Source organism: Xanthomonas sp. NCPPB 3761 (assembly GCF_041475705.2).
In the GTDB taxonomy this organism is placed as follows: Bacteria; Pseudomonadota; Gammaproteobacteria; order Xanthomonadales; family Xanthomonadaceae; genus Xanthomonas; species Xanthomonas phaseoli.
The window spans coordinates 3,210,351-3,223,842 of sequence record NZ_CM191262.1 but is presented as its reverse complement, the minus strand read 5'-3'; the positions used below and the strand labels follow the sequence as shown (position 1 = coordinate 3,223,842).

Sequence of the window (13,492 nt, the reverse complement as noted above, 5' to 3'; positions counted from 1 at the left end):
TCAGTGGCCCACCACGCGCATTTCGAATTCCTGCAGTTGTTCCTTGCCGTTGTCGGCGAGCATGTCGTCCACCTCCAATGTCCAGCGACCGGCTGACGCTTCGTCCAGGAACGCATTGCTGGAGGTCAGGAAGACCACGAAGCCATCGCCCGGATCGAGCGTGGAAAACGGCGTCATCACGGTGCTGCGGGTGCCGCTGGGCGAGACCAGCACGGCGCGCAGCTGACGAGGATTCTTGTGCGTCCCTGCGAAGTACAGCTGGACGCCTTCCACCTTGAAGGACTGCTTGATGTCGATCGCCAATCGCGCTGGCGCGCCGATACCGCCGATAGTGCTGCTTTTTCCGTCATAGACGCTCCACTCGGTGTCTTGCATTGCAGGCAGCGGAGTGAAATGCACCGCACGCTCCACCGCCGCGGCTGCATCCACCAAGCCGAAGCCATACCAATTGCTGAAATGGTGGCCGGCCGCATTGGTGATCCAGGCGGGCTCGATCACGGCGTCCTTGTAGAACGCCTTGGCTTGATGAGGATCGACCTGTACCGCCGTCGTTGCCAGGATGTATTTGACATCGCGCAGTGTCAGCTGCGGGTTGGCGCTCAGCATCAGCGCCGCGACGCCTGCAACTGTCGGCGCGGAGGCAGAGGTGCCATTCATGCGTGCGCTGTAGTTGCACGAGGCATCGATCTTCGCGTGGCTGGTGTCCAGCGCGTTCTGCGGCGCGCGCGTGCGGTCGCGGTTATTGCCTGCCGCGCAACCGCTCAGATCGGTGGTGACGATCGCCGGGGAGAAGAATGGCTGCGGACCCTGCGCAGCGAGCAGCGTATAGAGCGGGCTGAACGTCTCCGGGTGCGGATCGAAGCGACGCTGGAAGCCAAATTCGCCGGACAGCCCGGACACCCACAATGCCGATCCGGGCGATGAGTAACTCGCGCGTACGCCGTTGGCATTGACTGCACCCACCACAATCATGGTGGTCAGGCTGTTGAGGTTGTCGATATTGGCGCTGCTGCAGGCGACACCGAGCTGCCGGGTTTGGTCGCTGCAGCGATCGATCAGCTTGCCCTGTGCATCCACATCGAGCAGCGTATTGAAATCATTGCCAGCTGCCTTGACGTAGATGCCGCCCTTGCCGCCACGCTGGGCACGCATCATTTTTTCCAGGGAGCGCTGCTCGTCGAGATCGCTGAATGGATAGACCGCTGTCGAGATGCCGAAGCTGTTGTTGAACACGTCCATCGCACGGGCTTCCGGGCCATCGCCCCAGGAGTAGCGCATGTCGACGTACTGCTTGCTGCCATCGAGGACGGAAATTGCGTTGAAGCCAGCCACCTTTGCCTCCGGCGCGACGCCACGTCCACCCAGGCCATTCCATCCACGTGCCGCGATGATGCCGGCGACCGCGGTGCCGTGGTCATTGTCGATTTCATCCGCAGGCGGCGTCGGGTCGTTGGAACCGTTCAAGAAGTTGTGCGAGCCGCCGGCAACGATGTTGTCGACCAAATCCTCGTGCGCAATCTCAAGCCCGCCATCGATGACCGCCACCTTGACTCCGGCGCCACGGATGCCGAGCGTGTGCAAGATGTCCACATCCAGATCGACGCCTGGCCGTGGCCGTTGGTCGCCGAACACCGGCTGGCCTTGGTTGAGCAGATGCCATTGGTAGCGGAACAACGGGTCGCCGGTTTGCTTTGCGTTCTGCGTTGTCCTGGTCGGCGCATCGACACCGTTTGCCGCAGCAGCGGCTGTCAGAGAGAAAGGGCCCAGCGCCAGCAGGCAGGCGCAAAACAGCGGCAATCGCCGCAGGGAAGACGTTGTCATGGCATGGTATCGGTCATGGTGGTGGACGCAGATGCAGGTGTCGGCCAGACCGGCCGGCCTGCTGCCCGACGTGGAACGGCCGCAGGGGTCAGCCTGCGGCCGGTGTCGTTACATCGGTTGCATGACCGCCTGCATGACCACCAGCGCCGCCTGCGCGACACCGCTGCTGCGCTGCAGGCCGGGTAGTGCACGCTGGGCGCGTTCCACCGATGCATAGGTGATCACCGCGCTGCCGTCTACCGTCGAGGTGTACGCAATGGTCCCGCCGGTGCTGGCCGCCAGCGCTGTCGCCGTGGCCGGCGTCGTGCCGGTGAGTTTCACCTGCGGGTTGACCAGCACGACACGACCGTTGCGCTCATTCACCGCAGCGGCGATGGGGCGTTCGGTGTTGGTGGCGAGACTGCGCGCAGCACCTGCAGGCGCATCCAGTACCACCGCATACGGCCCGATGCGCGCGGCGACCTTGGCGTTGGGGGCCACTGCACCTGTACTGGCGACTTTGGCTGCCGATCGCTGTGCTGATATCGCGTTCCGTGGCGGCATGTGCTCGCTCACCACCGTGCCCGGCAGCATGCGGAAGGTGTCCGCTCCGGAGGTGAAACGTACGCCGGTCGCTGCCGTACGCAGGGCATTGGCGTCCATGTATTGCACTGCCTGCGCAGCACCGGTTGCGGCCATGGTCAGCGTCAAGACGCAAGCAAGAATGATCGGTTTCATATCAGTGCCCCACGATGCGAAGTTTGAAAGCGTTGAGTGCGACAGTGCTCCTGGGGTCGCTCATGTCGGTGACTTCCAGGGTCCAGATGCCGCGCGATTTCTCGTCCAAAAACGCATTGCTGGAGGTCAGGTCGATGTAGAACCCCGTCTGCGCATAAGCAGCCGGATCCAGGACGGTAAACGGCGTGGCAACCACGCTGCGTGTCCCGCTCGGCGACACCAGCACCACACGCAGGTTGGACGGCGTCTTGTGCGCCGACTGCAGCGACAGCTGCACCGCTTCCACCTTCATGGCCTGCTGCACCCGGATGCGCAGCTTGCCCGGTCGCGCCGGGCCACCGATCTGGCTGGCCGCGTCGGTAGAGCTGATCCACTGGGTGTCGCGCATGGGCGGCAGCGGCGTGAAATAGCGCGCCTTGTAGACCGCGGCCGCGGCATCGGCCAGGCCGAAGCCATACCAGTTGCTGAAACGGTGCCCGGCTGCATTGGTGAACCAGCCCGGATCGATCACGCTGCCCTGGTAGACCACCCGCGGCTGGTACGGATCGATCTGGCGCGCGGTGGTCGCGAGAATATATTTGACGTCGCGTGCGCTCAGGCTCGTATTGGCACTGAGGATCAACGCAGCCACGCCAGACACGGTGGGCGCTGCAGCCGAGGTGCCGTTCATGATCGCGTTGTAGTTGCACGACGCATCGATCTTCGACTTGCTGCCGTCCAGTGCGTTGTAGACCACGCCGGGAGCTTCGACGTTGTCGCCAGCTGCGCAGCCGCTGAGATCGGTCGTGACAATCGCCGGATCGTAGGCATAGGGGACGGCGTCCGGGTAGAAAGTGGACGCTGCGTTGGGATAGAACTTGCGTTGACGGCCGAACTCGCCACCAAGGCCGGATACCCACAACGCAGAGCCTGTGGACGAATACGAGGCACGGGTGCCCTTGGCATTCAGGCTGGCCACGACGATGGTCCCGGGCAGATTTGCCAACGGGTCGATGTTGGCCAGCAAGCAGCCGACTTTCAATGCCAGCGATTGTTCGCTGCAGATATTGACGGGGTCTCCGTTCTCGTCGGGCACAATGAATCGCAGGAAGCTATTGCCAGCAGATTTGACATAAATACCGCCAAGGCCGCCACGTGTCGAAGCCATCAATGCTTCCCAGTCGCGCTGGTCTTCCAGAGGAAAATCCTGGTAGAACGGGGTAGCCGAACCCCAGCTGTTGTTGAAGACATCGATGTTGCGCGCCTCCGGCCCATCGCCCCATGAATAACGGACGCTGGCGTCGGTGTTCGAAGCGTCGCGCGCAAACATGTCGAATCCTGCCAGTTGCACTTCTGGCGCCACGCCGCGTCCGCCGCGGCCATTCCAGCCCACCGCACCGATGATGCCGGCGACGGACGTGCCGTGGCCGTTATTCGGATCGATCGGCGTGGTGTCGTGCGAGCCGTCGCCGAAATTGTGCGAGCCGTTCGGCAGAATGTTGTCTGCCAGATCTTCATGGCCCAATTCCAGCCCGTCGTCCACCACGCCGACCCGCACGCCGCGGCCGCGAATGCCCAGGGCATGCAGGATGTCGACATCCATGTCCACGCCGGCGACCGGACGGCTGTCGCCGATCACGGCCTGCCCCTGATTGGAGATATGCCACTGGTAACGCAGCAACGGGTCGTTGCCATTGGCCTTGGTCGTGGCGCTGGTAGTGGCCGGGGTGGTGGCAGCCGCTGCCTGCGCGGCAGCAAGTACCGACAGTGGCGTGCTGCCGGCGAGGAGGGCAACGATCAACAGCGCGAGAGGTCGCCTGCGAAAAGAGTTCATTCCGTCTGATTCCAGTCAAAGGGTGGGCGCCGTCGAAGTGACACAGTCCTCCGTCAGGCCAACCGCGCGATCGGCCCTTGCAACTGCTCCACTCCACGCAAGCTCGCGCCTGTGAAGCCGGTGTTGGTGGAGCCGGAAAGAGGAATGCGAGTGAAGGAACCGGCAGATGCCCGCCGGGTCCGGAAAGCCCGTCAGCCAACGTAACCTGCAAGCGGAGTTGCACCGCAGGCAGTCGGATGCCGCGTGTCGATGCCCGGGGTGCGACATCGATGCAAGGAAGCAGCGACAAGCGCCATGTGCGTTTATCCCAGTTGAGTCACAAGCGCATTTGCGCCGATGCAAAGCTGCGGTCAGGTCCCGCGTCGGCTCCCCTGTGCGTGTCGACGCAGCCGATGTTGTCGATGCGTTTGCACCAGCAACGCCTGGATTACAAAGGGGGACAGCACTGCCTGCAAGGCATGCACACTGCGAGATCTTCGTGACACACCGCGCAATTTATGACGGGCGTGTCGGGCGATGCGTTGCATACGAAGTTCTGCCGACGAAAATTGCAGAAAAATTTGGCAGGGGCGGTCATTTCGATCGAAATAAGCGATCACGATGCGTCGTTGTGCTTCGCATGCGAGCTGTTCGCCTCCGCCCCGTCATCACCGGGTTGCAGTGGCTGTCGCGCGTGGGAAAAACGCATGGGTGCCGCAACGCCTGGCAACGCCGGGTTTGGTCCGGGCATGCCAGCGTCGCGAGGCTGCGCATCGTGGCATGCGCTAGCGAAGTCCCGCGCAGCAGTCTCCGCTGCTGCGCGGCTCAGGTGCGGCGGCGAACTACCAGCGGTACGCCACCGACAGTTGGTACTGCCGCCCGGCGATGGGGCGGCCCATGAAGACACCACCGGTGGCTGCGCCAGGCACGCGCACGTTGCCTTCGGTCAGGCCCAGCGTGTCGGTGACATTGCTGCCGCTGGCCGTCACTTCCCAATGTTCGCCCACATGCAGGTTGGCGCCGATGTCCAGCATGTCGTACGCGGGCAGGCGCTGGCTGTTGGCCAGGTCTGCAAAGCGCTCGCCGATGTACGAATAGGTGGCAAACACCTTGAGGTCGCCGAACGGCAGCATCCAGTAATAGCTGGGCGTGATGCGGAACTGGCGCTTGGGTTGGCGCATCACCCGGTTGCCGGTGAACTCGCGATAATTGCGGTACTTGGCATCCAGCCATACTCCGGTGCCAGCCAGCTCGAACCCGCCGAACGGCCGGATCGCACCCTCCACTTCCAGCCCGCGTGCGCGCGAATCGCCCACGGCGGTGAAGTTCTCGCCATTGGCCAGGAACGCCTGGAACGGCGAGTTCTTGAAGGTGTTGTAGAACGCGGTGAGATACAGGTCGTAGACGCTTGTGCCGGACTTCAAACCCAGCTCGTATTGATCCACGTCCTGCACGCGGTTCTGCCCATCGCGCAGGTTGTCGAAGCCGGGAAACTTCACCCCGGAGTTGACCCGCGCAAACAGGCTGTTGTTCTGGTCCAGCGTGAAGTTCAGGCCGGCTGTCCACGAGAACGCTTCATCGTCCTGATCGATGCGCCGGGTGGTCGCCAATGCCAGCGAGGTGGCGTTGTCGTACAACGTGGCCGGGTTGCCATCCAGATCCACGGTCGTGGTGTCGTGCACATCGCCGGTGACGCTCTGGCGCTCGTAGCGTGCGCCCAAATCCAGACGCAGGCGTTCGCTCAGCTCCCATTCGTCGGCGACGAAGGCGGCGATGTTTTCGCCGTCGTACTTGGCGCGCAGGTTCAAGAACGCGGTACTGGTGAACCCCTGGCGCGTGGCCTGGCGGCCATCGTCCAACGTTACATCGATGCGGCGTGCGTTGTTTTGCGCGGTGAGCAGCATGGTATTGCCCAGGTACCAGGTATCGGCAGACGAATACTTGGCGTAGTACGCGCCCACGGTGAGCGTATTGCCGGCAAACATCTCGCGGCTCAGACGCAGGTCGTTGGTAAAGGAATTCAGGCGCTTGTCCACCGACCACCAACCGGCTTCGAGCACCTGCTGGTTCGGATCCACCGTGCCCCCGCCATTGGTGTAGCTGGCGCTGCCGCCGCTGCCGTAACCGGCAATGAAATCGCCCAGGCGCTGTGGCGCATCGCCGGTAAAGAGCGCGTAGGTCGGCGCGCTGCCGCTGATCACGTTGAAGCGGTCGGCAACGGTCCAGCCGCCGCTCTCCCAGTTCCATTCGCCGCCGAACACGTCGATGTTGACGCCGCGCCAATCGGCCAGATCGCGCCGCAACGTCTGGCCATCGGGCCCGACCAACAGCTCCACGTTGCGGAAGTCGCGGCCGAGCAGGGTGCCGGTCTGCGCGTTCAAGCCGGGGAAACTGGAAAGATCGTTGCCGTTGTTGCGCGAGAGCAACGGGATCGCGGTGTAGAACGCGTTGTTGTCGTCGGTGTGGCGTGCGTAGAACGAGGTAATCCCCCCGCCCATTAGCAGACGCCAGAAGTGGAATTTTCTCGTATCCTTTCTCGAGGAGGTTCCATGAAGAAGTCCCGCTTTACCGACAGCCAGATCATCGCCGTGCTCAAGCAGGCCCAGGCCGGTGCGCCCGTGCCGGAGCTGTGCCGCGAGCACGGCATCAGCTCGGCCACGTTCTACAAGTGGCGCAGCAAGTTCGGCGGCATGGACGTGTCCATGGTCGCGCGCATGAAGGAGCTGGAGGAGGAGAACCGCCGGCTCAAGAAGATGTACGCCGAGGCGCAGCTCAGTACCGACCTGCTGAAGGAAGCGCTCGCAAAAAAATGGTGAGGCCATCTCAGCGACGCGAGATGGCCCAATCGGCAGTCACGAGCGGGCGTACGAACATCCGCCACGCCTGCCAGGCCTTCGCGGTGAGCGAGACCTGCTTCCGCTACCAGGCCAAGGCCAGCGAGCAGAACGCCCGGATCGCCGACTGGCTGGTCCGCCTGACGACCGCCCATCGCGACTGGGGCTTTGGCCTGTGCTACCTGTACCTGCGCAACGTGAAGGGCTTTGGCTGGAATCACAAGCGGGTCTACCGGATCTACCGCGAGCTGGAGTTGAACCTGCGGATCAAGCCGAGGAAGCGGCTGGTGCGTGAGCGGCCCGAGCCTCTGGCGGTGCCGGAGGCTATCAACCAGGTCTGGTCGATGGACTTCATGCACGACCAGTTGGCCGACGGCCGCAGCTTCCGGCTGTTCAATGTGCTCGACGACTTCAATCGCGAGGGGCTGGGGATCGAGGTGGATCTGTCGCTGCCGTCAGCCCGTGTGATCCGATCGCTGGAGCAGATCATCGAGTGGCGCGGCAAGCCCGCCGTGATCCGCTGCGACAACGGCCCTGAATACATCAGTGGCGCGTTGCTGTCCTGGGCGCAGCGGCATGGTATCCGGGTCGAGCACATCCAGCCGGGCAAGCCACAGCAGAACGCCTACGTTGAACGCTACAACCGCACCATCCGCTACGCCTGGCTCGCCCAAACCCTGTTCGACACCATCGACCAGGTGCAGGACAAAGCCACCCGCTGGCTATGGACGTACAACCACGAGCGTCCGAATATGGCGCTCGGCGGCATCACGCCTGCCATGAAGTTGGCGATGGCCGCTTAGCTCCACTTCTGGCGACCGCTAGAAGTGGGGGGATTACCACGACAGCTCACCGCTGTCCCAGCGCTTGCTCAACGTGGCGCTGAACTGGCCGCCCTTGTCGGCGGAGAACTGCGGGTCGCGCACGCCGTCGGTTTCGCGAAAAAAGCCGCCCACGCTGTAGTACCAACCATTGCCCATCGGCCCGCTGTTGAACACATCGATGCGGCGCAAGGCGTTGTTGCCGCCGGTCAGGCGCACGCTGCCTTCGGGTTCGTCCTGGCCTTTTTTCTGGATGAAATTGACGGTCAGGCCGGGCTGGCCGTTGGAGAAGATCGGACTGGAGCCGCCGCGCAGCACTTCCATGCGTTCGACAGTGTCATCGACACGGAACAGCGTGGAATTCTCCAGGAACGACAAGGTAGGCGGTGGAAACAGCGGTGAGCCATCCAGTTGCATGGTCACGAACGGCGCATCGCCTTCCGATGGCATGCCGCGCACGAAGATGTTGGCGCCCGTACCGCCACCGCTGGGCTCTGCCCACACGCCTGGCACGATCTTGAGCAGGTCGGCGGTGCTTTGCGGCACCGCCTGCTGGATCTGTTCCGGGCTGGCCGTGGTGATCGAAAAGCTGGCGTCGCGCTTGGCCAGGCCCTTGAAGCGTGCGGTGCCGCTGACGATGACCGCATCCAGCGTCGTGGTCTCTTGATTGGCTGCTGCGGGCGTGGCGGTTTGCGCGCGGCCATCGGGTGCCAACAGCGCGGCAGCAACGGCGAGCGAGAGGGTGTAGCGGGGCGATGAAAAACGCATGCGCAAGGCTCCTTGTGTAGGTGCGAGAACGCTGCCGAGCCATGCGGCGGTGTGCAGGCATCGGCAGCCAGTGCACGCGCGCGCCCGCGCTATCGCGTCGCGTGCGCCCCCTGTCAGCGCAGTGCTAATGAAGTTTTAACCCCAGATGCGCCGCAGCCTGTTGTGCGACGCAGCAGCATGCGGCAGCGTTTTCTGTTGGGAACACGGCGGTACTCGCTTGCAGTGCGACGGTGCCCCTGTCCTGTGCACCGTTCACCTCCGCGCGATGGCGAGCGCGGCTGCAGCCACGGTGCAGCGCGCTGCCGTACACGCCGACCGGTCGGCAACGCCCATAAAAAAGGCCGCCCGAAGGCGGCCTTCCTTCCAGTCAGCAGGGGAGAGAGTCTGCTGTCAGAAGAACAGGCGCACGCCGAACGAGGCGCTGCGGCCAGGAAGCATCACATCGTCCTTGAGGAAGGAGGTGTGCACGCGTGCGTCCTGGTTGGTGAGGTTATTGCCGTCCAGGAACACTTCCCACGCCGTGCTGCCGTGGTCCACGTGATACGCCAGATGTGCATCGGCGAAGGTGTAGCCATCGGTCGGCGTTTCGTTCACTGCCACCTTGTCCTGCTTCATGGTGCGTGTGGCACCGACCGATGCGCGCCACTGCTGCGCATCCCAGCGCAGCTGCGCACCGAAGCGGCCCGGCGCAATCCGCGGCAGGTTGCCGCCATCGTTCAGGCGCGCACGCACGGTATCGCCGAACACGCGCAGGTCCCACGCACCGTTCTGGTTGTTGGCCAGGTGGAAGGTGGCCTCGCCTTCGAAACCGTGGAAGATCGCGTCGGCCTGCGTCCACTGGCGAATCGGCAGGAAGTCGTTGTCTTCTTCGTTGAACCACTGGCCGCCGGTGTCGACGATGTAGATGAAGTCGTTGTAGCGGTTGTAGTACGCCGCCACCTTGGCATCCACCCATGCGTTCTGGAAATTCAATCCCAGCTCGGCCTGGTTGGCCTTCTCGGTCTTCAGATCGGCGCCGCCGATCTCGAAGGCGAGGGTGGCGATGTGCGGGCCGTTGGCGAACAGTTCTTCCTCGGCCGGCGCGCGTTCGGCGTGGTCCAGGTTGGCGGTCAGGCGCCACTGCTCGTTGAAGCGGAAACCGCCGCTGGCCGAGAAGCTGGTCGGCGTGAAATCGCGGTCCACGCCGATATCGGTCTGGTACTTGACCTTGTCCACGCGCGCGCCGACTTCGGCGGTGACGCGCTCCCAACTGTTGCGTGCGACGGCGAAGGCGCCGAGCGAGCGGGTATCGGTCTTGGGCACGAAGGATTCTTCGCCGATCGCCTGGAAGGTGCTGTCGCTGCCCTGCAGGCCGAATGCGGTCTGCCAGCCGCTGCCAAACGTAAACGAGGCTTCCACGCGGCCTTCGTTGGCCCGCTTGGTGAACACGGTGCCGACTTCGGCGCCTTCGAATTCGGTATGCGCGTAATCGGTATGGCCGAAGCTGTAGCGCAGCGCGCTGCCGTCGCCCCACGGATCGGTCAGCCCGCCCTTGAGGTCGTAACGGTCCTGCTGCAGTTTCAGCGACACGCCGCGCTCGCCGATGGACGGGTCGCCCGGCTCGCCCGGGTTGCCGTAGTTGTCGCGGAAACGCGATGCCGACAGGCCGACAAAACCCCAGTCGCCGGACAGCGATGCACCGATGGAGCCCACCTTGGAATCGATCCAGCTGTTGAGCTGGCGGCCCTTCGGCGTGTCGTAGTCGTTCTGGTTGCGATACACACCATCGGCATGGATCGACAGGCCGCTGCCATTACCGGCATCGACGCGGAACATGTCGGTGTTGCCGTCCTTGTCGCCGCCGTCGAAGCGCGCTTCGGCGCGTCCGCTGAAGCCGTCCACGGGAGTCTCGGCGATGCGCCCGTCGACCACGTTGACCACGCCGCCGATGGCGCCGGAGCCGTACAGCAGCGTCGATGGACCCTTCAGCACTTCGATCTGGTTGGCCAGGAACGGCTCGATTGCCGGGGAATGGTCCTGGCTGACGGTGGACACGTCTTGGGTCGACAGGCCGTCGCGCAGCACTGCCACGCGCGGGCCGTCCAGGCCGCGGATGATCGGCCGGCCCACGCCGGGCCCGAAGTTGGAACTCTGTACGCCGGGCAGGCTGGCCACGGTTTCGCCCAGGCTGGAACTGCGCACCTCGTCCAGACGCTCGCCGGCCAGCACTTCCACCGGGCGACTCAACTCACCGGCCGCACCCCGCAACGGGCTGGCGGTGACCACCACCTTGTCCAGATCCTTGATATGGCGCCCACTGGAAGGGCTGGCATCGTGGCGTGTGTCCGAACTGGGCGGGGTCTGCCCATCGGCAGCGACCGGAGCGTCCTCGGCCATGGCCAGGGCAGGGATCAGCAGGCTGGCCAGGGCCAGCGAGAGCGCGGAACGGCGGAACGGGTGTGCAAAAGGGGGCATGGTGGGGTGGACTCTGTAATTGTTACTGTGTATCAGCGGTAAGGCGCAGCTTGCCTACTGCGCCGGCGGCGAGACCGCATGACGGCGCGATGCATCGATGCGGGGCTGGAACAGTAAGATGTTATATTATTCCACGTCGCCGCGAATACCCTGCTGGACGTCATGCCTCTACCCACCCTTCGCCATCTTCTTGACCGCTTCGGCGCAACCGGCTCGCTGCTGTGCGCCGTGCACTGCGCGGTATTGCCACTGGTGCTGGCGCTGGCGCCTTCGCTGGGCCTGTCGTTCTGGCTGGGCGACGGGGTGGAACTGGCCATCGTGGTGTTCGTGTCGCTGCTGGGCCTTTTCAGCCTGGTGCTCGGGTATCGCCGGCACAAAGCGCTGCATGCGCTGGCGCTGCTATTGCCCGGTCTGGGATTGCTGTGGCTGGGCCTGCTGTACGACCCGCTCCATCATTCGGTGGTGCCGCATGCGGTGGTGATGACGCTGGGTGGCGCCCTGGTCGGTATCGCCCACCTGGTCAATCTTCGCCTGAATCACGGGCATGGGCATGTGCACGACGCCAGCTGCGCGCACTAAGCGCCGCTACTGCCGCAGCGATGGCCCTTGGGCCGAGGGCTGCACGCAGAATCGAGATCTGCCGTTCGTCCATTCGGGCCGCTCTACGGCGTCTGCCTGATCACAGCGCGGCGCGCACAACGTACGCGGTGCGCCGCAGGCAGCCAGCTCGGCAGGGCGGCCAGGCGCTGCCCAGCTACGCGCGCCGGGGGCCGCCGTGATAGGCTTGTCGGCCTTGCGCGAGGGCGCCGCCGGTGAAACCTCGCCAGACCTGTGCCAGCACGGGAATTTGTATTCACATTCAGGAGTCGACGAAATGGGTAAGGGTGACCGTAAGACCGCCAAGGGCAAGCGCTACAACGCCAGCTACGGCAATTCGCGTTCGCACGCGGTGAGCAAGGTTGTCGTGGGTGCAGCTGCCCCGGTTGCCAAGAAGGGCGTGGTCAAGGCCCCGGCCAAGAAGGCCGTCGCCAAGAAGACCGTCGCCAAGGCCGGCTGATCCCAGCCAGCTTCGCGACACCAGAACGCGGCGCTTGCGCCGCGTTTTTCGTTTGCAGGCGGTCGTTACGCTCCCGGCCCATCAACGTGCGCCCATGTGCGCAGGATGCCGGCGGCGATTTGCGCTAGAAGCGATCAATGACGCTGATGCCGAGGTCGCGCATGGCGTCCATGCCGGTCAGCACCGCAATGGCCTCGTCCAGGTCCACCCTTTTGCCGATGAGCCGTTGTGGTGCGATCTTCCCGGCCTGGATCATCTCCAACATCGCATCGTACCGCCACGCCTGCATCCCGTGGCTGCCGTAGATCTCCAGTTCGTGGCCGATCACCTGCGCCATCGGGATCCTGGGCGTGGCGTGTTCGCCCAGCATCAGTCCCACCTGGACATGACGGCCGCGCCGCCGCAGGTTGCTGATGGAGTTGAAACAGGTCGCGGGGCTGCCGAGCGCATCGATGGAAACATGCGCGCCGCCCTTGGTGATCTCGCGAATCGCCTCCACCGTGTCGGCCGCTTTCGACGCGTTGACCGTTGCGACCGCGCCGCATTCAACGGCGAACGCCAGCTTGTCGTCGAAGATGTCCACTGCAATCACCTGCGCCCCCAGTGCCGCTGCGATCATCACTGCCGAAAGCCCGACGCCGCCGCAGCCATGTACCACGACCCATTCGCCAGGGCCGGTTCTGGCCTGATCGACCACGGCCCGAAACGAGGTGGCAAACCGGCATCCCAGGCTTGCCGCCGTCGCACTGTCGATGCTGTCCGGCAGTCTGACCAGATTCGTTTCGGCAAAATCGATCGCGACATATTCGGCGAACGATCCCCAGGCGGTGAAGCCGGGCTGGAACTGGTTCGAGCACACTTGCTGATGGCCGCCGTGGCACTGCGCACAGCGCCCGCACCCGGACACGAAGGGCACGGTGACCCTGGTGCCGATCGCAAAGCCCGAGATGTGTTTTCCCAAGGCGACCACTTCGCCGGCGAACTCATGTCCCGGCACGTGCGGCAATGCAATGTCCGGATCGTGCCCCATCCAGCCGTGCCAATCGCTGCGGCAGATGCCAGTGGCCGCCACTTTGATCACCACGCCGTCATCGGTTGGCGTCGGGTCCGGGAGCTGCAGAATTTTCGGAACATGTTCGAAACGCTCAAACTGCATTGCACGCATACATAACCTCCGGAAGCAGCACGATGAAGAGGGGATCTACCGCGCTGCGCCGCTGACGAGCGG

The 13,492-nt window shown here is 64.1% G+C and carries 8 protein-coding genes and 2 pseudogenes; 3 read left to right on the top strand and 7 right to left on the bottom strand.

The features are described 5' to 3' along the window. From ACCQ00_RS14095 to ACCQ00_RS14080, 4 genes and pseudogenes are all read right to left on the bottom strand, one after another. Positions 1-1,821 (bottom strand): S8 family serine peptidase, encoded by a 1,821-nt coding sequence (locus tag ACCQ00_RS14095; protein WP_039570592.1) that lies wholly within the window; start codon positions 1,819-1,821, stop codon positions 1-3. Positions 1,822-1,929: 108 nt separating this feature from the next. Next, on the bottom strand, positions 1,930-2,538 hold the full coding sequence (locus ACCQ00_RS14090; RefSeq protein WP_039570596.1) for a hypothetical protein: 609 nt from the start codon (positions 2,536-2,538) through the stop codon (positions 1,930-1,932). 1 nt (position 2,539) lies between these two features. Beyond that, on the bottom strand, positions 2,540-4,318 hold the full coding sequence (locus ACCQ00_RS14085) for a S8 family peptidase (RefSeq protein WP_039570599.1): 1,779 nt from the start codon (positions 4,316-4,318) through the stop codon (positions 2,540-2,542). Between the two features lie 854 nt (positions 4,319-5,172). Then, positions 5,173-6,819, bottom strand: a pseudogene (locus tag ACCQ00_RS14080) (TonB-dependent receptor domain-containing protein); the annotation flags it as partial. Between the two features lie 60 nt (positions 6,820-6,879). Here ACCQ00_RS14080 and ACCQ00_RS14075 point away from each other — a divergent pair. Continuing rightward, positions 6,880-7,967, top strand: a protein-coding gene (locus ACCQ00_RS14075; protein WP_087944778.1) for an IS3-like element ISXac2 family transposase whose coding sequence is annotated in 2 segments (ribosomal slippage) — positions 6,880-7,132 and positions 7,132-7,967 — 1,089 coding nt in all. Because the reading frame shifts where the segments join, the coding sequence is not laid out codon by codon here. 36 nt (positions 7,968-8,003) lie between these two features. Here ACCQ00_RS14075 and ACCQ00_RS14070 read toward each other — a convergent pair. Both ACCQ00_RS14070 and ACCQ00_RS14065 read right to left on the bottom strand, forming a co-directional pair. Continuing rightward, positions 8,004-8,753, bottom strand: a pseudogene (locus ACCQ00_RS14070) (TonB-dependent receptor plug domain-containing protein); the annotation flags it as partial. Positions 8,754-9,143: 390 nt separating this feature from the next. After that, positions 9,144-11,207, bottom strand: a complete 2,064-nt coding sequence (locus tag ACCQ00_RS14065) for a TonB-dependent receptor (RefSeq protein ID WP_039570250.1) — start codon at positions 11,205-11,207, stop codon at positions 9,144-9,146. 162 nt (positions 11,208-11,369) lie between these two features. Between ACCQ00_RS14065 and ACCQ00_RS14060 the strand changes: the two genes are divergently transcribed. Beyond that, on the top strand, positions 11,370-11,786 hold the full coding sequence (locus tag ACCQ00_RS14060; RefSeq protein WP_007964015.1) for a MerC domain-containing protein: 417 nt from the start codon (positions 11,370-11,372) through the stop codon (positions 11,784-11,786). Positions 11,787-12,081: 295 nt separating this feature from the next. Then, complete coding sequence (locus ACCQ00_RS14055; RefSeq protein WP_008571876.1) at positions 12,082-12,264, top strand: 30S ribosomal protein THX; 183 nt, start codon at positions 12,082-12,084, stop codon at positions 12,262-12,264. Between the two features lie 124 nt (positions 12,265-12,388). On the opposite strand, the gene ACCQ00_RS14050 is transcribed toward ACCQ00_RS14055, so the two are convergent. Continuing rightward, entirely contained in the window at positions 12,389-13,429 is a 1,041-nt protein-coding gene (locus tag ACCQ00_RS14050; RefSeq protein WP_017158554.1) for a zinc-dependent alcohol dehydrogenase family protein, read from the bottom strand. Positions 13,430-13,492 lie beyond the last annotated feature (63 nt).

Coding starts and splice junctions, on each gene's coding strand:
- ACCQ00_RS14095 (WP_039570592.1), bottom strand. CDS start 1,821: ATGACAACGTCTTCCCTGCGGCGATTGCCGCTGTTTTGCGCCTGCCTG.
- ACCQ00_RS14090 (WP_039570596.1), bottom strand. CDS start 2,538: ATGAAACCGATCATTCTTGCTTGCGTCTTGACGCTGACCATGGCCGCA.
- ACCQ00_RS14065 (WP_039570250.1), bottom strand. CDS start 11,207: ATGCCCCCTTTTGCACACCCGTTCCGCCGTTCCGCGCTCTCGCTGGCC.
- ACCQ00_RS14060 (WP_007964015.1), top strand. CDS start 11,370: ATGCCTCTACCCACCCTTCGCCATCTTCTTGACCGCTTCGGCGCAACC.
- ACCQ00_RS14055 (WP_008571876.1), top strand. CDS start 12,082: ATGGGTAAGGGTGACCGTAAGACCGCCAAGGGCAAGCGCTACAACGCC.
- ACCQ00_RS14050 (WP_017158554.1), bottom strand. CDS start 13,429: ATGCGTGCAATGCAGTTTGAGCGTTTCGAACATGTTCCGAAAATTCTG.